At 59.7% G+C, this 24,323-nt stretch carries 18 protein-coding genes and 1 pseudogene; 15 read left to right on the forward strand and 4 right to left on the reverse strand.

Features of this window, described 5'->3' with window-relative positions:
• Positions 1-709 precede the first annotated feature (709 nt).
• A complete protein-coding gene (locus OZX73_RS02955; RefSeq protein ID WP_277150524.1) occupies positions 710-982 on the reverse strand; it encodes a DUF6725 family protein in 273 nt (90 codons plus the stop codon).
• Between the two features lie 242 nt (positions 983-1,224).
• Here OZX73_RS02955 and OZX73_RS02960 point away from each other — a divergent pair, with 242 nt between their 5' ends.
• The 8 genes and pseudogenes from OZX73_RS02960 (at position 1,225) to acnA (ending at position 13,457) form a co-directional block, all read left to right on the forward strand.
• Positions 1,225-2,337, forward strand: coding sequence for a tyrosine recombinase XerC (locus OZX73_RS02960; protein ID WP_277150526.1), 1,113 nt, complete (start codon positions 1,225-1,227; stop codon positions 2,335-2,337).
• A gap of 103 nt (positions 2,338-2,440) precedes the next feature.
• Positions 2,441-3,307 (forward strand): exodeoxyribonuclease III, encoded by an 867-nt coding sequence (locus OZX73_RS02965; protein WP_277150528.1) that lies wholly within the window; start codon positions 2,441-2,443, stop codon positions 3,305-3,307.
• A 214-nt stretch (positions 3,308-3,521) separates the two neighbouring features.
• Positions 3,522-4,499: a DUF3710 domain-containing protein gene (locus tag OZX73_RS02970; RefSeq protein WP_277150530.1), complete on the forward strand. Its 978-nt coding sequence runs from the start codon at positions 3,522-3,524 to the stop codon at positions 4,497-4,499.
• Between the two features lie 139 nt (positions 4,500-4,638).
• Positions 4,639-5,298 (forward strand): annotated as a pseudogene (locus OZX73_RS02975) (DUF3159 domain-containing protein); the annotation flags it as partial.
• A gap of 410 nt (positions 5,299-5,708) precedes the next feature.
• Positions 5,709-7,007: a TRAM domain-containing protein gene (locus tag OZX73_RS02980; protein ID WP_277150532.1), complete on the forward strand. Its 1,299-nt coding sequence runs from the start codon at positions 5,709-5,711 to the stop codon at positions 7,005-7,007.
• A gap of 172 nt (positions 7,008-7,179) precedes the next feature.
• Complete coding sequence (locus OZX73_RS02985) at positions 7,180-7,737, forward strand: hypothetical protein (protein ID WP_277150533.1); 558 nt, start codon at positions 7,180-7,182, stop codon at positions 7,735-7,737.
• 170 nt (positions 7,738-7,907) lie between these two features.
• Positions 7,908-10,577 (forward strand): HAD-IC family P-type ATPase, encoded by a 2,670-nt coding sequence (locus OZX73_RS02990; RefSeq protein WP_277150534.1) that lies wholly within the window; start codon positions 7,908-7,910, stop codon positions 10,575-10,577.
• Positions 10,578-10,739: 162 nt separating this feature from the next.
• Complete coding sequence (gene acnA / locus OZX73_RS02995; RefSeq protein WP_277150535.1) at positions 10,740-13,457, forward strand: aconitate hydratase AcnA; 2,718 nt, start codon at positions 10,740-10,742, stop codon at positions 13,455-13,457.
• Between the two features lie 150 nt (positions 13,458-13,607).
• Here acnA and OZX73_RS03000 read toward each other — a convergent pair whose 3' ends face one another.
• Positions 13,608-14,417, reverse strand: a complete 810-nt coding sequence (locus tag OZX73_RS03000; RefSeq protein WP_348519470.1) for a Bax inhibitor-1/YccA family protein — start codon at positions 14,415-14,417, stop codon at positions 13,608-13,610.
• 383 nt (positions 14,418-14,800) lie between these two features.
• Between OZX73_RS03000 and OZX73_RS03005 the strand changes: the two genes are divergently transcribed.
• Entirely contained in the window at positions 14,801-15,637 is an 837-nt protein-coding gene (locus OZX73_RS03005) for an aldo/keto reductase (RefSeq protein ID WP_277150537.1), read from the forward strand.
• 102 nt (positions 15,638-15,739) lie between these two features.
• Here the strand turns inward: OZX73_RS03005 and OZX73_RS03010 are convergent, their stop codons facing one another.
• Entirely contained in the window at positions 15,740-16,516 is a 777-nt protein-coding gene (locus OZX73_RS03010; protein WP_277150539.1) for a GTP pyrophosphokinase family protein, read from the reverse strand.
• A 121-nt stretch (positions 16,517-16,637) separates the two neighbouring features.
• Here OZX73_RS03010 and miaA point away from each other — a divergent pair, with 121 nt between their 5' ends.
• Positions 16,638-17,672 carry a tRNA (adenosine(37)-N6)-dimethylallyltransferase MiaA gene (miaA, locus tag OZX73_RS03015; RefSeq protein WP_277150541.1) on the forward strand — a complete coding sequence of 345 codons (1,035 nt, stop codon included), beginning with the start codon at positions 16,638-16,640 and terminating at the stop codon, positions 17,670-17,672.
• 24 nt (positions 17,673-17,696) lie between these two features.
• Here miaA and OZX73_RS03020 read toward each other — a convergent pair whose 3' ends face one another.
• Entirely contained in the window at positions 17,697-18,494 is a 798-nt protein-coding gene (locus tag OZX73_RS03020; RefSeq protein ID WP_277150543.1) for a Fic family protein, read from the reverse strand.
• Between the two features lie 218 nt (positions 18,495-18,712).
• Between OZX73_RS03020 and OZX73_RS03025 the strand changes: the two genes are divergently transcribed.
• The 5 genes from OZX73_RS03025 to OZX73_RS03045 all read left to right on the forward strand — a co-directional run bounded on the left by OZX73_RS03025 (position 18,713) and on the right by OZX73_RS03045 (position 24,197).
• A complete protein-coding gene (locus tag OZX73_RS03025) occupies positions 18,713-21,595 on the forward strand; it encodes a DNA translocase FtsK (protein WP_277150545.1) in 2,883 nt (960 codons plus the stop codon).
• Between the two features lie 125 nt (positions 21,596-21,720).
• Complete coding sequence (gene pgsA, locus OZX73_RS03030) at positions 21,721-22,410, forward strand: CDP-diacylglycerol--glycerol-3-phosphate 3-phosphatidyltransferase (protein ID WP_277150547.1); 690 nt, start codon at positions 21,721-21,723, stop codon at positions 22,408-22,410.
• A gap of 210 nt (positions 22,411-22,620) precedes the next feature.
• Entirely contained in the window at positions 22,621-23,151 is a 531-nt protein-coding gene (locus OZX73_RS03035; protein ID WP_277150905.1) for a nicotinamide-nucleotide amidohydrolase family protein, read from the forward strand.
• Positions 23,152-23,216: 65 nt separating this feature from the next.
• Complete coding sequence (locus OZX73_RS03040) at positions 23,217-23,729, forward strand: helix-turn-helix transcriptional regulator (RefSeq protein ID WP_277150549.1); 513 nt, start codon at positions 23,217-23,219, stop codon at positions 23,727-23,729.
• Between the two features lie 234 nt (positions 23,730-23,963).
• Positions 23,964-24,197, forward strand: coding sequence for a DUF3046 domain-containing protein (locus OZX73_RS03045; RefSeq protein ID WP_277150552.1), 234 nt, complete (start codon positions 23,964-23,966; stop codon positions 24,195-24,197).
• Positions 24,198-24,323 lie beyond the last annotated feature (126 nt).

Raw genomic sequence — 24,323 nt, forward strand, 5'->3', positions numbered from 1 at the left:
GGCCTTCGACGGTGTGCGATGCGGAGCGGACAGTGGTAGAAACGGAGGGTGAGGCGGGACGATTGCGAAGCGACGTTGCTTTGGGGGATGCGGAAGGCTTGGAAGCGTGCGTGGGCTGTGGTGCGTTGGGAAGACGGGTCGGACCGGAAGGTTCAGAAAAAGAAGAATGGGGAAGATGACGGGATGAGGATGGGGATGCGGGTTGAATGGTGTCCGGAAATGATGGGAAAGTTTCGTTTAGACTAGAATTGCGGGGGGGGTTAGTGTTGACATCGTTGCAATACAAACCAGCACCGAGACCAACGTGCGGATGACACCCATGGCAAACACCAACCTTTTTCTTCAAAACCGGAACCCGGCGATGTAATACATTGTCGTATGCGGTTCCGCCGTTCCGATGAATCCACACCTTAACGGCTTTCCGGTACAAAAACAACTGTCCGCGGGCGCGTGGAAACAGTGTCACACCATGTTCTGTCAAATAAGTTTGGAAGGTTTGAAGTATATTGATTTCAAGTTTTTGACGTGATTAGTAAAATCTTTGACATAGTACTGAAATGTCTTTGGAAATGTTTTCGAGACGTGGATGCTACGGCGTGTCGCATTTTATGACAAGCTAAGTCTGAATGTGATAAATAGGGCACTGAATGAAGGGAGTCACAGATTTTGGGCTGCTGAAAACTGGCCTATCTTAGCAGTGAGGTTCATGTCAGTTTCGGATAGTGTCTGATTTAGGATTGTGGGTTTTCCGCTCGGGAATCGGCTTGAGGGCGACGATTCGGTCGCGGGGGATAACCACGTTCTGTGCGGGGCGAGAGCCGTTGGCGGCTGGGTCGCGGGTCAGGGCGAGGGTTTCGCCGTCCCATGAGCGGACGTGGCCGATGTAGTCGCGGAACTGTTGGCGGCCGGTCTGCGGGTCTTTGCCGTCGAGCGTGCGCACCGTCAGCCGCGCGCCGGTAGGAATGGATTGTGGCAGTGGCATATTTCCGCTTTCGTAAGGTTATCAATAGCTTTGCGGTCTCCATAGTAGGTCTAGATATGGTGAGGCATAGTGGGTCTGCGATTGGTTTGTCGTTGCCAAGTAAAAATGACATGAGGGTGACGGAAAGCTTAAGCAGAAAACTGTTAGACTGGCAAACTGGTAAGTCGTCAACCGCCAAGTCGGTGATTCATCAAAGACAAGATGTGCCAAGCCATTGAGGCCGAGAATGAAAGGGAAGAGACATGGAATATCAGCAGCAGATAGACCGGTTTCTTGACTTCCTTAAGGCCAACCGCGGGCTGGCGGACAACACGCTCAAGGCGTATCGCTCCGATTTGGAGGAATGTCTGGGATTTCTTGATGGACGTGGCGTAAAGGGCCTGGGCGACGTGACGTTGGAGGATTTGCGCGAGTGGATGGCCAATGCATCGCGGGAGCACGCACGCAGTTCCATGGCGCGCAAGACGGTGGCGGTGCGCAATTTTTTCGCTTGGGCCGACGAGCACGATGTCATCGCCACCAATCCTGCGGCGACGCTGATGACGCCGAAGATTCCCCAGACCTTGCCGACCGTGCTCAACGAATCTCAGGCCGAACGGCTGATGGATACCGTCGATGCGGATTGTAAGGATCCACAGGTTTCTGAAAGTAAAGCCAAAAGTCAGATTAACGGCGATGTAGCAAGTGACATTGGCCAAGAAAAATCTTCGGATGATTCACCAAAACGTACTGTCAAAGACGAGGCGTTGGCGTTGCGGGACGCGGCGATGGTGGAGCTACTCTATGCCACGGGCATCCGTGTGGCGGAGCTGACCGGGCTTGATATCGGTGATGTCGCATTTGACACGCACACCGTAAGAGTGACCGGCAAAGGCGACAAACAGCGCGTGGTGCCGTTTGGCGCTCCCGCTGCGCATGCGCTTGAGGCGTGGTTGGGTAGTAACGGCCGGCCTGTGCTTGTCGCCAAAGTGGGGAAACGGTCTGCTGGGCTTGCAGGAAGCGTTTCGGAGAAAAGAGCATCGGCTGGATTCGTGGGAGACAGCAGGAAAAAGCGAAAGTCGGACAAGTCAAGCGGTGCCGAGAATGCGCTCTTTCTCGGCGCTCGTGGCAAACGTATCGACCAGCGCATCGTGCGTGAGGTGGTGCATGAGAAGGCCGAGGAGGCGGGCGTGCCCGATATTGGCCCGCACGCTTTGCGGCACAGCGCGGCGACGCACCTGCTCGACGGCGGCGCGGACCTGCGCGAGGTGCAGGAGATGCTGGGCCATTCCTCGCTGAAAACCACCCAGCGCTATACGCATGTCTCCATCGAGCAACTCAAATCGCGTTATAAGCAGGCGTTCCCGCGGGCGTAGGCAGCAAAAAGGTCGGTCGATGCAAAATACAGAACCTTGATTTCCGCCGTTTCTGTTTCGCTATCTGCCGACCTTTGTGCTCGTGTGACGATAGACTGGCGGCATGAGCATAACTGTGACTACTTCGAATCTGAATGGCATCCGTGCGGCCAAACGCAAGGGTGTGCTTGGCTGGGCCGAGGCCAACACCCCCGACATCTGGTGCATGCAGGAGGTGCGCGCCCCGCAGGAGGAGATCGACCCGATTTTCACCGCGATGGCCGAAGGCTATGAAAAGGCCGGTAAGGTTTCCGGAGCCAGCGATCTTGGGCGGATGGACGAGGTCTGCCGCATCAAAGGGCGTGCCGGCGTCGGCTTGTTGAGCGACCTTAAGATCGAGGAACAGCGTTACGGATTGATGGATCTGAGCGATGACGTGGATTCTGGCCGCTGGATCGAAGCCGATGTCACCACGCCGAGCGGTATGAAGCTGACCGTCGCCAGCGTCTATGTACACGCCGGCAACACCGACGACCCGAACAAAATGGAGCAGAAATACCGCTTCCTCGACCGCATGCTTCAGCGCATGGGGCAACTGCGCGACGAAGCCGAAAAAGGTGGCCGGCAGGCGCTGCTGTGCGGCGACATGAACATCGCGCATACCCCGCTCGACATCAAGAACGCCAAGGCCAACGAGAAACATTCAGGCTTCCTGCCCGAGGAGCGCGCCTACGTCGACAAGTGGCTCGACCCGGAACAATACGATTTCGTCGATGTGATGCGTCATCTGGCCGGCGATGTGCAGGGGCCCTACACCTGGTGGAGCCAGCGCGGGCGGGCGTTCGACAACAACGTCGGCTGGAGAATCGACTATCAGCTGGCCACGCCTGGATTGGCGCAGAAGGCGGTGTCCTTCGACATCGACCGCGCACCCTCCTACGACACCCGTTGGTCCGACCACGCGCCGCTGAGCGTGGTGTATGACGTCTGATTGACGCGTATGAAACTGTGGGTTGATTGGCGGGGTTTCGGACAATCAAGGACGAATCGCGGTAATCGTTGATATCGCAATGTTTTGAGAGCGATTACCTATCCCGGAACCGATAACCGAGCCCACGCCGGTCCCGGCCTGGTTTTCCGGAGCTGGGAGACGTTGCCCGGTGATACGCTTGTTCCAAGATATTGATCGTTTTGAATGGAGAACCATGGGATTGTTCGGATTCGGCAAAAAGAAGCGCCGCGACGACGATGATGAGACCGAAGCCAAGGCCAATGAGGCCGAGGCGAAGGATGAGGATGCGGTTGCGCAGGCTGAGGACGACAAGGCCACCGAGACCAGTGCGGATGCGGATAAGGACGCCGGAAACGACGCGGTGAAGGATTCCGGGGACGAGGGATCTGAAGCGGAATCGGACGCGGAGTCTGATGCTGACGCCGACGATGACGAGGCGGACGAACGCAAGGTTCCCGATGAGCCGAGCGAGGCTTACCCGGATCGCGGCGAACTTTACGGGCCGTGGGACATCGATGAGGAGGACGCGCCCGACTACGACGAGTACCTCGACATGGGTGCCTACTATCTGCCGTTCATGCCGGGCATCGAGCTTCGTGTGAAAGCCAACCGTGCTAGTGGCCAGGTGCTTGGTTGCACCGTGTCCTACAAGGCTTCCAGTCTGGAGATCGAAGCGCTCGCGGCGCCCAAGACCTTGAGCCTCTGGGACGGGGTGAGCGAGGATCTGCTCGCGGCCAATCCCAAGGCCAGCCAGCAGCCGGGTATTTTCGGCACGGAGATCAAGCTGCCGGTTACCGTCAAGGGCAGTAAGACGCTGGTCACCCGCATCGTCGGCGTTGACGGCCCGCGCTGGATGCTTCGCGGCATTTTCTCCGGCCGCGCCGCCACGCATCCGGAAAGCCCGGAGACCAAGGCGCTGAACCAGTTCTTCTCCGACATCGTGGTCGATCGCGGTGAGGAGCCGCTGGCGCCGCGCGATTTGATCCCGATGCACGCGCCGGTCTCGCCGGAAGAGCGTCGCAAGGCCGATGAGGCCGCCGCGGCCGCCGCCGAAAAGGACGGCAAGGGCCACAAGATTCCCAAGCGCATCAAGGGCCCGTTCGTCGCCGACCAGCAGACCGAGGTGCAGACCACGATCTCGCGTGGCCCGATGTTCTCGGAACTGCGCTGATTGATTCCACGGATTTCGCCGGTTTGCTTTGCACAGACCGGCGAATTGTGTAACCGCTTAAGGTGACATGGAATGACGGAACTTATCGGAAATTGATTTGCCGCAACCTTTTTAAACCATTGCAACGGAATAGGAAAACATGGCCGACACGAAAAAACGTCAAGGACTGGCGGCGCTGGCCGCGGCTGGCAACGGCGAGGACTTCTCCGTCATCGACGCCATTGGCGGGGTGCGTGGTGTCATCGAATCGATGCTGCCAGGCTTCGTCTTCGTGGTCATGTTCGTGGTGACGTCCGATCTCAAACTCACCATCATCGTTTCGGCGGTTCTTGCGGTGCTTTTGGTCTTGGTGCGTCTCGTCCAACGTCAGACCGTGCTGGGCGCGTTGGCCGGACTCATCTCCATCGCCATCTGCCTGATTTGGGCGTGGAACACCCACGAGGCCCGCAATTACTACATGTACGGGTTCATCACCAACAGCGTCTACATCGTCGTGCTGGCCATCACACTGGCCATCCGTGTGCCGGGGGTCGGTTTTCTGGTCGAGTTCATCCGTTCCCTGCCCACGGAGCATTACCGCGCTTGGCTGGCCGATTGGCGCGGCGACAAAGACCTTATGCGTGCCTACGACATCGTCACGGCCATGTGGATCGGCGTCTTCGCGTTGCGGCTGATCGTGCAGGTGCCGCTCTACCTCACCAACCACGTCACTTGGCTGGGCACGACGCGCCTATTGATGGGCTTGCCGTTCTGGGCATTGGCCATCTGGATCTCATACTTGCTGATCGCCGATCCGATGAGGCACCATCCCAAGTTCAAGCCGGAAGACCAGGATAATGGCGATAGTAACACGGTTACAGACAATGCAAGTACAGATGCTGATGATAGTAAAACAGGTAACGATGCCGGAACAGATGCCAAAAATGAAGGCGCTGTCGGCAATATGAAAGCGGCAACTGTTGCGGCCGCGGTGAACTAAAGATATCGTGAAAGCCGCAGCATCACGGACGGGACAAATCGAAGAATATGTTGAAAAGTCTATGAAGTGCGGACGAGGGGCAACGATAGACTGAGTTTTCAGTCATGAGGATATGCCGGTTCCGCAAATAATGGATATCGTCTGCAATATGCCATACAAAAATGAATGATTGAACGCGAAATCGTTGGTATGCGACCGCGTCGAAATGAATCTTAGAAGCAGGGGTAAAAATGCAAGCCACAGTACGTATCGAACGTTACGCCGACCAAGGGCGTTGCGTCGCCCATATCGACGGACGGGTGGTGTTCGTGCGTTTCGCACTGCCCGGCGAACTGGACACCATCGAGCTGGACGAGCCGCACGAGCGCGACGACCGTTTCTGGACCGGCGAAGTCGTCAACGTGGTCGAGCCCTCCGAGGACCGCGTCGAGCCGCTTTGGCCGTTGGCGGGACCTCTCGCGCAGGGCGGGGGAGTCGGCGGCGCCGATCTGATCCATGTCTCGCTTGCGGGCCAGCTCAAATGGAAGTCAGCGGTCATCACCGACCAGATGCGGCGTATGGGTCATCTTGACATCGACGCCGTGCCGGTGGCGCGTATGGATGGTGACGTCGAGGAGAAGGGCCTGCACTGGCGCACTCGCATCGAATTGATCGCCGACGAGGAAGGCCGCGTCTCCATGCGCCGCCGCGCCTCGCATACCCGCGTGCGCATCGACACCATGCCGTTGGCCACCCGCGCGCTCCTTGCCGTCGCCCGGGACCAGAAGCTTTGGGACGAAGAGTTCGAACCGGGTGCCAAGATCCGCGTCGCGGTGCCGGAGCCGCGCGATATCCATACCTCCAGGGTCCCCAACAAGGCTTTGCTTGAGGCCATCGGCGACAACTTCGCCATCACCGTTGACGGCCACTTGCGCCGCGGAACGAAGCGGCTCAAGGAAGTCGTGGACGTGGACGGCAAACGCTACAAATATGGCGTGGAGGCCGACGGGTTCTGGCAGGTGCACCGCATGGCCCCGCCGACACTTGTCAAGTACGTGATGCGCCTGGTCAGCCAGGAGCTTTCCGGTGTGCAATCCGCCACGCTCTGGGACCTCTTCTCCGGTTCCGGCCTCTTCACCGTGCCGCTGGCCAAGACCTTCGCCCATACGAAGATGCTGTCCGTCGAAGGCGGGCGCATGGCCGTGCGCAATGCCGAACGCAACCTGCATATAGCCAAGGACGCCAACGTCACCGTGATGCAGGGCGACGTCTCGCACTGCCTGCGCAACGTGCCCGAGGAACTGGCCAACCCCAACGTCGTCGTGCTCGACCCGCCGCGCGCCGGAGCCAAGGCACAGGTCTGCCGCCAGCTCGCCGACGCGGGTACACGCTCCATCATTTACATCGCCTGCGACCCGACCAGCCTCGCCCGCGACACGGCCACGCTCACCAAGCTGGGCTATGGCCTCAAATCGATTCAGGCGTTCGATATCTATCCGATGACCCACCACGTCGAGACCGTGGCGCTGTTCGCGCGCGAAGGCCAGTAAGTAGGTCGGCTCGATGCGATGGTCTTGGCAATCAGGCAATCAAAGGCGTGAAAGGCATGACGACCTTTCTCGTCGTGGCCTTGCGTGGCATGGACATGCCATCAGCGGATTTCATGGGCTAAGACATAACCATGGATGGCGGCGTCCGTTGGGAATCGTTCTCGGTATATGTATGACATTATCGGCTTTGCCCGCGCTCGCTTCCTGCACGCCGAACAACGCGGCCGTCGGTGACACGAAGTCGGTTTCTGGGCATGTGGGCCACGACAGCGTCGACAAATCCGACATGCTGATCGGCGTGGTCGCCGCCGGTGACGAGGACCTTGACCGGACGATGCTCGACGCCTTCAAAAAGGTGGGCATCAAAGCCATCTACGCTTCCGTTCCGGAAGGTGGGACGCCGCTACCCGGCCAATCCTTCAAGGACATGGCACGGCGGCCCGTCACCGCGTTCGTGGTCGATGGCCTCGATATGAAAAGCGGCCAAACCAATGGTTGGAACCAAGCCTTGCAAACGGCCCGTGACGCCGGGATCCCGGTGATACTGATCAATGCTGTGCAAGGGCCGAAGGATGCCGATCTTTATGCCGAATTATTGCGCATCGTCCCAACGGGCAACGGCAAGGGAAGCACAGGGGATGGCAAAGGGCCGGTGCCGTTCGACCAGGCTGTGCAAGCCGCGATCAACGACAATCCACATGCCAAGACGATGAGCGTGACATTGCCGTGAATGTGCTCACGCGCCCACCGCGAACGTGGGGATACGGTAGAGTGGCACCGCATATACTTTTAACGGTAATGAGCCGTCCAAGAATCCAAGCGCCGGCGGCAGATGAGACATACGAAACGCAGTGAGAAACCGTGCGTCCGCAGGACGGATGCACGGGTAAGGGGCAACCAATGAGCGCAACCGGGATGTTCGGGCAGAACGACGGCGAGACCGCGGCTGGGAAGGCACGTGGCGACGCCGGCAACGGCGGCAACGGCGGGCAGCAAAGCGCTTCCGCGATCCGCCTTCCCCAAATCGCCGAAGTGGGGCTGACCTCCGCCGAGGTCGCCGAGCAGGTCCAGCAAGGCAACGTCAACAAGATCGACACCGAATCATCGCGCTCGATGGGCCAGATCATCCGCGAGAACGTCTTCACGCTCTTCAACGCCATCATTTTCGTGGCCATGGTCCTGGTGCTTCTGACCGGCCAATGGAAGGACGCCGTTTTCGGACTGGTCATCATCATCAATTCCGGTATCGGCGTCTTCACCGAGATCCGGGCGAAGCACACGCTCGACAAACTCTCCATCCTGGTCGCCTCGAAATCCCTGGTGCGGCGCGACGGACGGGACGTCGAGATCGAGCATGAGGACATCGTACTCGGCGATCTGCTTTGGCTCCGTAGCGGCGAGCAGGTGCCGGCCGACGCCACCATCGTGCACACATGGGGCTTGGAGCTCGACGAATCCATGCTCACCGGCGAATCCCGAACCGTCAAGAAAGGCGAGGGCGCCGAGGTCTATTCCGGTTCCAACGCGACTTCCGGTATGGCGCTGGTCCGAGTCGACGCGGTGGGCGAGCACGGCTACGCGGCCAAGCTGACGGCCAAAGCCAAGGTCTACAAGAAGACCGTCTCCGACTTGAGCAAGGGCATCAACACCATCCTCAAGGTGATGACCATCGTCGTCATCCCGCTCTGCATTCTTTTGGTCGCCTCGCAGATTCGCACGGTGGGTGGCTGGCAGGTCGCCTTCACCACCGGCGCGTGGCGTTCGGCCATCGTCTCGGCCGTCGCCGGCGTGGTCGGCATGATCCCCGAGGGCCTGGTCCTCCTGACCTCGCTCAACTTCGCCATCGCCGCGATGCGTCTGGCGCATCAGCACACGCTGGTCCAGGAGCTGGAAAGCGTCGAGACGCTGGCCCGCGTGGATGCGCTCAACCTTGACAAGACCGGCACCATCACCGATGGCGGCATCGTCTTCAACCAGGTCGTCATGCTCGGCGAGGCCGACAACGCAAGCCCGATGGCCGACGCCGATATCGTGGTAGACGCCCCGTCTGGCGAGAACGCCGTGCATGCCAGCGTGACCGTCGGCACTACCGATGACGAGAAGACCGCGGCGGTCCAGGCGCTGTACGATCTCTCCAACGAGGAGAACCCCAACGGCACCGGGGCGGCGGTGCTCAAGGCCCTGAACGCCAAAGGTGTGCGGCCTCAGCCGGTCGACGCCCGTGTGCCGTTCTCCTCGGCCCGCAAATGGAGCGCCATCGTGCGCGGCGGGGACGCATGGTATATGGGTGCCCCGGAAATGCTGTTGAGCGGCTTTGAGGGGGACAGCACCGCGGCCAAGAACATGGTGGCCAAGTACGCCAATCAGGGCATGCGTGTGCTGTTATTGGCCCGTGCCTCGGGGGCGGGGAGCACTCCGGAGGCGGCCAACGCCTTCGCCAACAATCCCGTGCTGATTCCTTCCTCGCAACCGGTCGCGCTGGTGTTGTGCAGCGAGCATATCCGCGACGACGCCGAGGAGACGCTGGCCTGGTTCCGCGAGCAAGGCGTGCGCTGCCGCATCATCTCCGGCGACAGCCCTGCCACAGTCGGCGCCATCGCCAGAACTGTCCGCCTGACTGGCGACCGAGAGCCGGTGGCGATGGACGCGCGCGAGCTGCCCAGTGATGTCAAGAAACTTTCCACCGTGATGGAGAATGTTGATGTGCTAGGCCGCGTCCTGCCCGAGCAGAAGAAGGCCATCGTCGACGCGCTGCACGAAAGCAAGCACGTCGTGGCGATGACCGGCGACGGCGTCAACGACGCGTTGGCCCTCAAGGAAGCTGATCTGGGCATCGCGATGGGCAACGCCGCGCCCGCCACCAAGGCCGTGGCACAGGTCGTTCTGGTCGATTCCAAGTTCTCTCATCTGCCGAGTGTCGTCGCCCGCGGCCGTCAGGTGATGGCCAACATGGAGCGCGTCTCGTCGTTGTTCCTCGTCAAGACCGTCTATTCCGCGCTGATCTCGCTCGGTGTGGTCTGCACGTTCATTCCCTTCCCTTACCTGCCGCGCCACATCACCTACATTGGTGCGCTGACCATCGGCATTCCGGCGTTCATCCTCGCTCTCGCGCCGAACAACCGCCGCTATATTCCGGGCTTCCTGGGGCGCGTGGTGCGTTTCGCCTTGCCGGGCGGCATCGCCGTGGCGCTTTCCGTCCTGCTTACCGCCTGGACCTTGCCGGGCTTCATGAACTGGAACCTTTCCAAGCCGGGCGACCTCTTGAAACTGCGTGACATCTGCGCCATCATCGTCTTCGTTTTGGGCATCCTGGTGATGGCCCGCGTGGCTCAGCCGTTGAAATCCTGGCGTGGAGTTTTGGTCGCCGGATTCGCCGCGGCGGGTCTGATCGGCATGTTCATCCCGATCGTCTCGCACTTCTTCGAACTGACGTTCCCGACCGGCTGGACGCTGGTGGCCACGATCATCGTGCTGTTGCTTTCGGTAGTCGTCTTCGCTGGAATTCAGACCATCGCCGACCTGATCGGCCGCCTCTATTCGAGCATCGCCAACCGCAAGAAGAGCGAGTAGCTTTTAGGTCTCACATAGTGAATTGGGCTTTTCGTTGATTTTCCAAGCGTTTTATCGTGAAATCAAAGCGGAATCGACGTTGGGACGACATTGTTAACGTTTCTGACGTTCGGTTGACCGATAATGAAAAGGGAACATCGTCAAAACGTTCGGAGGATTTCAATGTCATTGCGGGACGAGCAGCTGGATACGTTGCGGGTCGGGGACAAGGATGTCGATTATTACCGGATTGCGGATCTGCCGGGCATCGAGCACCTGCCGTATTCGTTGAAGGTCTTGGTCGAAAACCTGCTGCGCCGCATTGATGGCGTCAACGTTACCGAAGACCAGGTCAATGAGCTGCTCAAATGGGACCCCAACGCCGAGCCCAGCCACGAGATTGAATTCGGGCCTTCGCGCGTGCTGATGCAGGATTTCACCGGCGTTCCCTGCATCGTCGACCTTGCCACCATGCGTGACGCGGTGGCAGATTTGGGCGGCAATCCCGAGGTCATCAACCCACAGGTCGAGGCCGACATGGTCATCGACCACTCCGTGCAGATTGACAACTACGCCGTCGCCGATGCGGTGGCACGCAACATGGACCGTGAATACCAGCGCAATGGCGAACGCTACCGCTTCCTGCGCTGGGGCCAGCAGGCGTTCAAGAACTTCCGCGTCGTTCCGCCGGGGACAGGCATCATCCATCAGGTCAACATCGAATATCTCGCCAAGGTCGTGATGAGCAAGCCAGGGGAGCGTGGACGCGACCTCGCCTATCTCGATTCCTGCGTCGGCACCGATTCCCACACCACCATGGTCGGCGGCTTGGGCGTGCTTGGCTGGGGGGTCGGCGGCATCGAGGCCGAGGCGGCCATGCTCGGCCAGCCCATCTCGATGCTGGTCCCGCGCGTCGTCGGCTTCAAGCTCACCGGTTCCATCCCCGAAGGCGTCACCGCCACCGACGTGGTGCTCACCATCACGCAGATGCTGCGTGAGCACGGCGTGGTCGGCAAGTTCGTGGAATTCTACGGTGACGGCGTGGCTTCCGTGCCGCTGGCCAACCGTGCCACCATCGGCAACATGAGCCCCGAATTCGGCTCGACCTGCGGCATCTTCCCGATCGATCAGGTCACGCTGGATTATCTGCGCCTGACCGGCCGTAGCGACGAGCAGATCGCGCTGGTCGAGGCCTACGCCAAGGCCAACCGCCTCTGGGGAGACACGAGCGACCCCGATTATGTCGAGCCGGAATATTCCGAATACATGGAACTCGACCTCGGCACGGTCGTTCCGTCCATCGCCGGTCCCAAGCGCCCGCAGGATCGCATTCGCTTGGACGAGGCCAAGGCGACCTTCGAAAAGACGCTGCCGGATTACGAGACGCCGAAGACCAATCAGAACCCGGTGCCGGTGCATACCGATTTCCGCGGCGATTTTGAGATCACGAACGGCGACGTCGCCATCGCCTCCATCACCAGCTGCACCAACACTTCCAACCCGTCGGTGATGATTGCCGCTGGACTGCTCGCTCGCGCCGCCCGCGAGCACGGCCTCAAGCCCAAACCGTGGGTCAAGACCTCGCTGGCCCCAGGTTCGCAGGTCGTGGCCGACTATTTGAAGAAGGCCGGCCTGCAGGAGGATCTGGACGCGTTGGGTTATGAGCTGGTCGGCTTCGGTTGCACCACCTGCATCGGCAACTCCGGCCCGCTGTTGCCAGAAATCTCCAAGGCCGTCAACGACAACGACCTGACGGTGGTCTCGGTGCTTTCCGGCAACCGCAATTTCGAAGGGCGCATCAGCCCCGACGTCAAGATGAACTATCTGGCCTCGCCGCCGCTCGTGATCGCCTACGCCATCGCCGGCACCCTCGATTTCGACTTCGAGACTCAGCCGCTCGGCACCGATGCCAAAACCGGACGTGACATCTTCCTGCGCGATATCTGGCCGAGCAACGAGGAAATCGATAAGGTCGTTTCGTCGTCCGTCAACCGCGAGATGTTCGTGCGCGACTATGCCGACGTCTTTGAAGGCGACGAACGCTGGAAGTCGCTCGACGTGCCGAAGGGCGAGCGTTTCGTTTGGGATCCGGATTCGACCTATGTGCGCAAGCAGATTTTCTTTGATGGTATGAGTGCCAAACCGCAACCGGTAGATGACGTTCGTGGCGCGCGCGTCTTGGCATTGCTGGGCGATTCGGTGACCACCGACCACATCTCGCCGGCTGGCGCGTTCCCCGCCTCGAGTCCCGCCGGCAAATACCTGCTGGAACACGGCATCCAGCCTAAGGACTTCAACTCATACGGTTCGCGTCGTGGCAATCACGAAGTGATGGTTCGCGGCACGTTCGGCAATATTCGCCTGCGCAACCAGCTGCTCGCCTCAATGGGCGAGGAGGTTCGCCCCGGCGGATTCACCTACGATTTTGTCACTGGCAAGCCCTCCACGATTTTCGACGCCTCGCTCGATTATCGCAAGGCCGGCACGCCGCTGGTCGTGTTGGCAGGTTCCGAATACGGCACCGGATCCTCGCGCGACTGGGCGGCCAAAGGCACGCTGATGCTCGGCGTCAAAGTCGTCATCGCGCGTAGCTTCGAGCGCATCCATCGTTCCAACCTCATCGGCATGGGCGTGCTGCCCCTGCAGTTCCCCGAAGGCCAATCCGCTGAATCGCTGGGTCTCGATGGCACGGAAACCTACGATTTCCAAGGCATCGAGGCGCTCAATAACGGAACGATCCCAGAGACGGTCCATGTTGTCGCCACCAAGCCCGCGGCCGACGGCAAGCCAGCCAAGACCACGCAATTCGACGCCACGGTCCGTATCGACACCCCCGGCGAGGCCGAGTACTACCGCAACGGCGGCATCCTCCAGTATGTCCTACGTAGGCTGATGAAGTAATACATGAAGTAGCGCATCTGAGTGATGAACGGCGACATATACCCAGTACCAGAAACGTCTGTATAACAAAAATCGGGAATGACGGAAGCAATCCGCCATTCCCGATTTTTATAAGGGAATCGTATTACCGATTTCGCAAGCTACACGTTCTCAATTATCGCTGCTGCCGAAGATCTGCAACAGGTAGAGGAACATGTTGATGAAGTCGAGGTAGAGGTTCAGCGCGCAGAGGATCGAGATGCGGTTGAACATCACGGTGTCGCCGGAGCGTTCGGCCGCGTCGAACATGGCGCGCGTCTGTTGGGCGTCATACATCGTCAGGCCCGCGAAGATGACCAGGCCAATCGCGCCGGTCACCATAAGCGTGGTGTGCGAGGGCGCGAGGAACATCATGATGACCTCGCCGACCAGCAGCACCAGAAGCGCGACCATCAGGATCGGGCCGGCTTTGAGCATGTCCTTCTTGGTCGTCAGGGAAAGCATCGTGAGCACGAAGAAGAACGCGACGCACAGCCCCAGCGCGATGCCGATGGACGGCAGGCTGTAGGCCTCGAAGATTGTGGCGAGCGTGAAGCCGGTCAGCGCCGCGTAAAGATAGAACATCACGCGTGCGGTGCCGACCTTCATCTTGTTGATGCGCCAGCCGAGCACAACGGCGATGGCCACCTGCACCACGGCCAGGCCGATCCAGCCGATCATGCCCGTCGTCATCAGGAAGCTGTCGAGGGCGCCGGTCATCTGCGTGAAGACTGCGACCACCGCGGTCAGCAGCAGACCCAGCGTCATCTCGCCGTAGGCTTTGGTGGTGGAGACGTGGCGCTCGCGTTCGAAGGAATAGGCGGCCTGCCCGTTCATCGTCATCGTCGGCGCGGCCGTCCCGGCACCTGCGCCCGCGTATGCCGGCTGCTGGTACTGCGATTGCTGATATTGCGGCTGTGCGTAAGGCTGACCATACGGCATGTTCTGCTGGCCGTAAGGCTGCCCTTGCGGCTGTCTGTACTGGTTGTATTGCTGTTGCCCGTTATTCTGTCCATACGGCGCCGGCTGCCCGTAAGGCTGCTGCGCGTTGTTGTTTTCCTCTGGTCTGTTCCCGAAAGCCATACCCGCTCCTTTATCGATTTGCGATTGACGTTCGTATATGTTCAAAGTCTATCGTCAGACACTGGCAATTGGCTGAATGCGAACATCGAAGGGGCTGGAAGCGTGGTATGGCGCGGATTGTAAACATCCATTTTCGCGAAGTCGAGCAACGTGACATTCTTCGATTACGATAGGAAACGAACATGAAGGCGTCAGCCTCGTAAGGCGAGGTGGCGCTATATGGCTACACAGCTGGAGGCACAATGATCGACAACAAGGTCCCGGATATCACATTGAACAATGGCATCACCATCCCGCAGCTGGGACTGGGCGTGTTCCAGACCCCGGAGGGCGAGACCACGGCCAACGCGGTCGACGTGGCGTTGCGTTCCGGCTATCGCCACATCGACACCGCGAAGGTCTACGGCAACGAGAAGTCGGTGGGCGAGGGCATGCGGCGTTCCGGCGTGCCGCGCCACGACATCTTCCTCACCACGAAGCTCTGGAACGAGGACATCCGCCAAGGCCGCACGCGCGAGGCCTTCTACGAAAGCCTTGACCGCCTCGGCACCGATTACGCCGACCTGTACCTGATCCACTGGCCGGCCGATGGCTGGCAGCAGGCGTGGAAGGACATGGTCGCGCTCTACAACGACCGCCGCATTCGCGCCATCGGCGTGTGCAACTTGCAGGAACACCATCTGAAGGAGCTGGAGGCGCTGGGGACCGGCGTCAAGCCCGCGGTCGACCAGATCGAGTCCTCGCCGCAGTTCCCGAATCAGGAGCTCGTCGATTTCGTCAAGTCGCAGGGCATCGCCGTTGAGGCCTACAGTCCGCTCGGTGGCACCGGCGGCTCGTTGCTTTCCTCGCCATTGCTCGCCCAGATCGGCGCGAAATATGGCAAGTCGCCGGCCCAGGTCGTCATTCGCTGGCATCTGCAGCGCGGCGTCATCGTCATTCCGAAGTCCACGCACGACGAGCGCATCCGTCAGAACATCGACGTCTTCGACTTCGAGCTGAACGCGGAGGAAATGAAACAGATCGCGGGCCTGGCCACCGGCGTGCGTACTGGCGGCGATCCCGACAACTTCGATTTCTAGATTCGTTGATTGACGGTAAACTCTGATAAAAAATCTTTCGCGGTTTTCTTTCAAATAGAGGAAACCGCGAAAGATTTTCCGATATTTACTTACTGCTAAGCCTTATTTCTTCGGGTCGAAGTTCACCGAGGTCGGTGCCTCCTCCTGCTGGGGCGCACCATTGATGTCGCGGTGGATGTTCTGCATCTGCGTCTCGATGTTCTGCAGGCTGCGCGCGCAATCGAGCAAGGTCTGCGAATGTTCGGTCAGCTTGGCGTCCGGCAGGTTGGACTTATAGCGCAAGGCGTGTTCGAGGCTCGCCCAGTAATCCATGGCGATGGTGCGGAACTGCACCTCGACCGGCGTGTAATGCTCGCCATTGGACAGGAAAACCGGCACGGCGTAGATGACGTGCAGGCTGCGATAGCCGTTCTGCTTCGGGTTCTTGATGTAGTCCTTGACGCGCAGCACCTGGATGTCGGACTGGCTGGAAAGGTAGTTGGCCACGGAGTAGACGTCGTCGCGGTAGTTGCAGATCACGCGGATGCCGGCCACGTCGAAGAGGTTGTCGCGGATCGATTTCGTGCACATCGGCAGGTCACGGCGCTGCAGCTTGCCAAGGATCGAGTTGACGGACTTCAAGCGGCGTTCCATGTGGTGGATGGGGTCGTGGGAGAAGTGGACGTGGAATTCGCTGTCGAGCACCTCGAGCTTGGTGCTGATCTCGTACATCGCGCCCTCATAGACCTGCATCATGTCGATGAATTCGGTGATCTCATCCGCCGGGAAAAGTTTCGGGTCCGGCTCTTCGGTGCCGGTTTGCGCCACCTTTTCAAGCCTTGCCTGAATCTCGGCGGTGTTAATGCGTTCGTGTCGATCAAGTATCACGGCCTCTATCATAACGAGTCCCATCTATCTAAACTGGACGTTTCCTGAGAAAACGACACGAATTCCGTAGGTTATCCCCGTCGTTAGAATCGCCAATGACAGGTTCATTGAAAGGTTTATGGAAGGCGGATATATGGAGACGAACAGCAATGCGGCTCGCGTCGTTTCCATCATCGGCCCCACCGCTTCCGGCAAGACCGGCTTGGGCATCGCGCTGGCGCAAGAACTTGCGAAACGTGGGCAGAAGGCTGAGATCGTCAACGCCGATGCCTACCAGATGTATCGCACCATGGATATCGGGACCGCCAAGGCGAGTGCGCAGGAGCAGGCCGCGGTGCCGCACCATCTGCTCGATATCATCGATCCCGACGAGACGATGACCGTCGCGAGGTTCCAGAAGCTGGCGCGTGAGGAGATCGGCAAGCTGCGGGGCAGGGGAGTGCGGCCGATTCTTGTCGGTGGTTCCGGTTTGTACGCGCGTGCCGCCATCGACGATATTTCCTTCCCTGGCACCGACCCGGAGGTACGCGCGCGACTTGAGCGGCGCGCTGAAACCGAGGGTGCCGGAGCATTGTATGACGAATTGAAGCGCAAGGACCCCGAGGCCGCCGAACGCATGGATCCGCACAACGCCCGTCGCACCATCCGCGCGCTGGAGGTCATCGAGATCACCGGACAGCCGTATTCCGCGAGTCTTCCGCGCTATCGTTACGTCATTCCCTCTGTCCAGATTGGGCTCGATCTGCCGCGAGAGGAGCTTGACCGTCGTATCGACATCCGTACTTCTCAGATGCGCGAGCAAAGTTTTGTCGACGAGGTGCGCCGCATCCGCCCGCGGCTTGGTGTCACGGCCTCCCGCGCCCTGGGCTATTCCCAGATCGAGGCGTATCTGGACGGAAAGATGAACGAGGACGAGGCGTTCGCCGACATCGCGCAGAAGACGAAGCGCCTGGCCCGCAAGCAGATGGGTTGGTTCGGCCGCGACCCGCGCATCCACTGGCTTGCCGCGCTCGATAAGGATCTGGTGGCGAAGGCGTTGGATGTCGTCACGCGGGCCGATGCCGGTGAATACGACGCGGCCGACGCCCGTGCCGACGAGCGCCATGTCACCCACCACTTGGGCGACATCGCAATCAGTGAGGAAAGCGCCAAAACTACTCGGGAATAGCTTTTTCTCACGGATTTCCAGCGCTCAGTGCGCCGGGCCTTGGTCCCAGCCGGAAATGAGGAAGACGCGTGTCGGGTTGGCCGGCCGGATGATGGCGTTGAACATGCGCTCCAACCTGGTGGTATCGGCATGCAACGCGCTCTCGGTCGCCTCCCGATAATTCCCCAACGTGACCGTTCCCCAGTTGAGGTCCCATCCCACCTCGTGCGTGAGTTCGGAGATGAAGATGCGCAGCACCATGCCGTTGCCGTAGGCGAAGGGGTGCAGCGTGTTGAGTTCGTCATACAATCCGGTCAACGCGTGGATGAAAGCCGCGCGGTCCAGATTGAAGAAATGATCCGCATCCTCAAGCTGCGAGAAGATATTGGCTGCGCCGGTTTCGATAAGCGAGGCCGGGAAATACAGGTTTGACAATGGTTTTTGCTTGGTCGGTAAGCCTTGCGTCAGGGAGGATTCGTTTTGCGATCCATGTCCGTCGTCGCGGAGCATCCCGGCATCCGGCATCGCCCCAACGAAAAGCGCGCGATGAATAATCTTGAGCTCTTCAAGCCCACCGACCGCAGGCCAATCGCAATCGATGAGGCGTACGGAACGGGCGAAAATCCGGTCGTCGCGTAGTCGCGTTTCGCCATGCTGTTTGGTGTCCTGCCGGTTCATGCGGTGAGCTTGGCGTTCTGGGGTCGCCACAAAATCCGCAAGCCCCAGCGTCCCGCGCTGGTATCCGTTCGCGGCCTCGACCATCGCATCGCTCGGGGTGATTCCCGAAAGCTCGCAGTTTTTGTATGAGAACGCGACGGCGCTCGCACGTTCCGCAGGGGTCATGACCATGCCTCCATCGTAAGGCTACCGGTGAAGCTGAATGTTTCTGTGTGCGCATTCGATGTTGGCGTGAACGGAGAATTGTGATGCATTGTTCTATTTGTATTGCAAATCATGGTTAAGGGTAATCGCATGAAAATCCCAATGCCATTTGAAAGGGTTGGGCAGGTTACCTGGCCAACGCGCCCAAGGGGCGGGCTTGAAGTAGAATCACTGGTGATATGGCACGTAAGAGACAGACGAACAGCAAGAGCGCAAAGACCCGTAGCGGCAAGGCGAACGGGTCTTCTTCGAGTAGCCAGACCGGAACCACCAAGGTCATGCCGCCCGCCGACGCCTCGTTCTTCGTCCGCCATTCCACGCTGTGCCGCATCGCCGGCTTCTTCGCGCTGGTGATCGTCGCCATCATGTTCTGCGCTTCCGAATGGTTCCACGTCGATGGGTTCCTGGGACACTGGTTGCACTTGGTTGCGGCTGGCCTGTTCGGTGTTATGAGCGTGGTTTTGCCCGTGTTTCTGCTGATTGTGGCCTACCAAGTGCTGCTCGACCCGACCAAACACAAGCGCAACTGGCGATTGATCATTGGTTGCGCGTTGCTGTTCTGGTCGATCTGCTCAATCATCGACGCCATCATCGCCTCGCCGTCGCGTGACTTCAACATGGATGTGCTGCGCGGCGCGGGCGGTCTGCTCGGCTTCGCGTTAGGCTCGCCTTTGGCCTGGGGGCTTTCCAGTGTCTTCGCCGTGGTCATTTTCGTCGTCGTGGCGATATTTTCGCTGTTGCTGATTGTCAAGCTCGACATCACCAAGATCCCCGAGCGGTTGCACGATTGGTCGCAACGGCGCAAGAATGGCGGCGAAGATGATGCCGTCGACCAAAATGCCGATGTGGACGCGCAAAACGAGCAGTTCCCGAATGAGGTTCGTGTCGGCGACGAGACGTTGCAGCTTGCTGAAGGTGTGCCGACGCATGATGGCACTGAGGATGGAAACGAATCCATCGAAGCGCCGCAACCCCGCAAACGTGGCATTGGCGCGTTCTTCTCCCGCTTTTTCGGACATTCCGATGATGATGGCGACGATGGCAAATTGGAACGTTACGCTGGCGATGAGGCCTTCGACAGGGCAGCTGACCTGAATGGCCAGACCGATGAGACCCAGTTGATTGAGGGACATTCGCAGGCCATGGTCAATCCCGTCACCGGTGAGATCCAAGGTGTCGCTGGTACTTCCGATGCCGTTCCGGCGGAAGTTTCTGGTTTCGGCGGCGAAAATAATGGAACCGCTGCGACCCAGTCTGTGCCGATGAATGGCCAGACGGGTGCTTTTGGCGCTCCTAAGGCGGCAAGCTCGACGGGACCATACGGGTCGAGCGTCGGCCCTGACGTTTCGGCAACCGGCCACGCGAGTGACCCGTGGGCCGCGGTTGGCAAGGACGGCAGCGCCACGGAACCCATGGTGCCGCAGGTCAAGGGCATCGCCGGGGGAGCGGCGAACCTGCCCGCTTCTGTCGCCAATCACGACGGCGACGATTCGGTGGCTCGTCACGAGGCCGAGAACGCCGCGGACGAGGAAGACAACAGGCCCTACCATCTGCCGAGCCTCGATATTCTAGTGAAAGGCAAGCCACATCTCGCACGCACGCAGGCCAACGACAACGTCATCAAGGCCCTGACCGCCACCTTCCACCAGTTCCATGTCGACGCCAAGGTCGTCGGTTTCCTGCGCGGCCCGTCGGTCACCCAGTACGAGGTTGAGTTGGGGCCGGGTGTCAAGGTCGAAAAGGTCACCAACCTGCAGCGCAACATCGCCTACGCCGTGGCCTCCACGGACGTGCGCATCCTTTCGCCGATTCCCGGCAAATCCGCCATCGGCATCGAGATTCCGAACATCGACCGCGAGATCGTCCACCTCGGTGATGTATTACGTAGCGACAAGGCCATGAACGACCCGAACCCGATGCTCGCCGGCGTCGGCAAGGACGTCGAGGGCCATTTCGTCACCGCCGACCTCACCAAGATGCCGCATCTTTTGGTCGCGGGCGCCACCGGATCCGGCAAGTCAAGCTTCATCAACTCGATGCTCACCTCATTGATCATGCGCGCCACCCCCGAGCAGGTGCGCCTGATCATGGTCGACCCCAAGCGCGTCGAGCTTTCCGCCTACGCCGGCATCCCGCACCTTCTGACGCCGATCATCACCGACCCCAAGAAGGCCGCGCAGGCGTTGGAATGGGTGGTCAAGGAGATGGATGCCCGCTACGACGACCTCCAGTATTTTGGCTTCCGCCACATCAAGGACTTCAACAAAGCCGTGCTCGCCGGCAAGGTCCACGCCCCGCTCGGCTCCAAGCGCAAGGTCGCTCCATATCCCTATATCGTCGTGGTCGTCGACGAGATGGCCGACCTGATGATGCTGGCCAAGAACGACGTCGAAAGCTCCATCCAGCGCATCACCCAGCTCGCACGTGCGGCCGGTGTCCACCTGGTGCTCGCCACCCAGCGTCCGTCCGTCGACGTCATCACCGGCCTCATCAAGGCGAACATCCCCTCGCGTCTGGCTTTCGCCACGTCGTCGGCCACTGATTCCCGCGTGATCCTCGACACCACCGGCGCCGAATCGCTGATTGGCCAGGGCGATGCCCTGTTCCTGCCGATGGGCTCGGCCAAGCCGATCCGCGTGCAGGGCTCGTGGGTCGGGGAGTCCGAGATCCGCAAGGCCGTCGAATTCGCCCGTACCCAGCGCAAGCCGCACTATCGTGAGGACATCGAGGAGATGGCCAAGAAGGCCGAAGAAAACGAGACCCATCCCGACGAGGAGATCGGCGATGACATGGACACGCTTTTGGAGGCGGCGAAGCTTGTGGTCACCACGCAGTTTGGCTCCACCTCGATGCTGCAACGAAAATTGCGCATCGGTTTCGCCAAGGCCGGCCGTATGATGGATCTCTTGGAATCCCGCGGTGTCGTCGGCCCGTCGGAAGGCTCCAAGGCCCGTGAGGTCTTGGTCCAGCCCCAGGACTTGACCCAGACCCTCGACTTCATTCAAGGCAAGACCGGTGCCGTCGCGCCCTCGCCTGCAAGTGGCTCCACAAGAGAAGAATGAGCTCGGTTGGCAAAGTTGTGGTACGCCGGTTGGCAATAGGCTCATTCTTGGTTGATGTGGTTGGAATCATCAAAAGTTGGCCCGTTTGCCGACCTACGGTATCGCCGACGCGGTAAGGTATGGGTATGCAACAACGAAATGGGGAAAAATCGCTTCTGGACGGCTGGAACAGCCCGCCGAACCTGGTGACATACGCGCGTATCGTCCTGGTTTTCGTGTTTTTGTGGGCCGATATCGCCGCAGGCCCGTGGGGTCAGCGCAACCCGTGGCTGCGTTTCGCCGCCGCAGTGCTTTTCATCGTCGCCGCTTCGACCGATAAGCTCGACGGCTGGATGGCCCGCACCTACAACCAGGTCACCGAACTCGGCAAGCTCATGGACCCCATCGCCGACAAGCTCCTGATCTGCTCGGCGCTCGTCGTCGCCTCGGTTTTTGGCGAGGTGCCGTGGTGGGTCACCGCGTTGTTCCTCATCCGCGAGATCGGCATCACCGTCATGCGCTTCTTTGTCATCGACACCGGCGGCAAGGTCATCGCGGCCGAAAAGGCAGGCAAATACAAGACCCTCACCCAATGCGTTGGCTTGGGCATGCTTTTGATGCCGGTTTGGGCGCTTTCCTCGAAGATCACCAATCCAGGACGTGTCGCTTTCAACGGCGGCGGCCCGGCGTTCTCCCATATCGGGGCGGGGGTTCCGGTTTGGTGGTTCTGCTATTACGCCGTCACCGATCTGCTTATCGGCATCGCGTTGATTCTGTGTCTCTATTCCGGCTATGTCTATGTCCGCAATGTGGTGCGGGCGCGAAAAGCCGCGTGAGCATCTTGTAGAATCTGCCCCAAACCGCTACTGACCGATTGGTAGGGAGGTTTGGGGCGGTTTTGTATGGTCTTGGATTGCGGGTTTGTAGTCGGCGTGTCCAAGGCCGAAAAGTGGGGAAATATGAAGCGATATATCGAAACGCCTGACGGCACGTCGCAAGCGATACAGAATGTTGCCGGCCTGGCCTCAAGTGGCGCGGTCGCGGCCATCCAGCCGCAATGTGATACATTGGCTGCAAATATCCTAGAGGAGGCCAAGGCTCGGGGATGGAAAATCGCGGCGGCCGAATCGCTCACCGCGGGCCTTTTGGCTGATGCCTTCGTTCGTATCCCAGGAGCCTCCGAGGTGTTCCTCGGCTCCGCGGTGACCTACGACATCAACGCCAAAGCCAGTGTCCTCGGGGTTGACGCCGGTCTGTTGCGTGCCGAAGGCGCTGTGCATCCCGAAGTGGCCCGACAGATGGCCGAGCGCACGGCGGATCTCTACGACCAACCACAATACGAAGGTCACGTCCTGGGTTTGTCGACCACTGGAGTCGCCGGCCCTGGCCCGGATGGGGACAAGCCCGCAGGACTGGTCTACATCGGTGTCAGCGTCCCTCCTGGTGCCGATGGCCAAGCACGTGAAACCATCGCGGCGAAGCTCCGGCTTTCCGGCTCAAGGGAGGAGATTCGACATCTTTCGGTGCTGGACGTATTGCAGTTTGTGACGCAGTTCACAGCGCTCAAAGAGGAATAAATATCCCCCTCAACTGTTGATGGAAGTGACAACATGAACAGTACAAGGCAAAGAGGGGTGGCGTAATGGAAACGATGACTCGACCACAGGAGCAGATGGCAATGAACACGCTTGCATCAGGGGCCACGCGCCCAAGCAATGCGCGCAACAGGGACTTGACCCCTGCTCAGCGTCGCGCGGTGGTATTCGCGCAACAACAGGTTTTGAAAGCACGTGCCGCGAAAAAGGCGAAGGACGAGCGCCAGGCGGTGCTCAACAGGATGTGGCAGGAAGAGGATGCCGAGCAGTCCAAGCCCAGGGCCGCCACGCGCAAGCATGACGCCGACGGCGAGACCCGCGACATCTCGTTGCGTGAGGCCATCGGCCACGTGCTGCGCGACCTGCGCACCCGCGACCACAAGACGCTGCGTGAGGTCAGCGAAAAGGCCGGCGTCTCGCTCGGATACCTTTCCGAAGTCGAGCGTGGGCAGAAGGAGGCCAGCTCCGAACTGCTGGCGTCCATCGCCGAATCGCTGGGCTTGAGCACCGCGCAGATGCTGCGCATGGTGGCGGACTACCTCGATTACACCGAGGCGTGATTCGAAGCCTGTAAGCCCTTAAAAGTTGAAAGACCCATTGGCGTTTTGGCCGGTGGGTCTTTTCGTTGCTTTCTCCGTTTGTTTCATCAGTAGTTGTCCGTGTTTTTTGCGAATTCGAATTCATGATGCCGCATATCTGATAACGGTTTTTTAGGTTGATTTTGGGTTTATCGGAAATCGGTTCATGGATTTCGTGACGGATTGGTATTCGTCCGCGCTGATAGACTGCTGGATGTGAAGGAACGTGAATTTTGGCAATTGCTCGAAGAGGTGCTCGGACGGACGTACGGGCGCTCGCTGGCGCACGACCAGGTGTTGACGGCGCTTGACGACATGACCGTCGTCGAGGCGCTCGCGGCCGGCGTCGAGCCGCGCGTCATCTGGAACGTGTTGTGCGACCAGTTGCAGATCCCTGATTCTAAGCGGTGGGGCAAGGACCACAACGCCCCACCGTTGCCGGCGAAGTGAGCGCTTTCGGTAATTGACAATTTCCTGTTGATGGATTGCTTCGGCGAGTCATTCGAACAAATGTTCGTATGTGGTTCTATGATTATTTTTGGAACATAAAACGACCTTATGGGGTTTGGGGCCTAA

The organism is Bifidobacterium sp. ESL0775 (assembly GCF_029395475.1).
GTDB lineage: Bacteria > Actinomycetota > Actinomycetes > Actinomycetales > Bifidobacteriaceae > Bifidobacterium.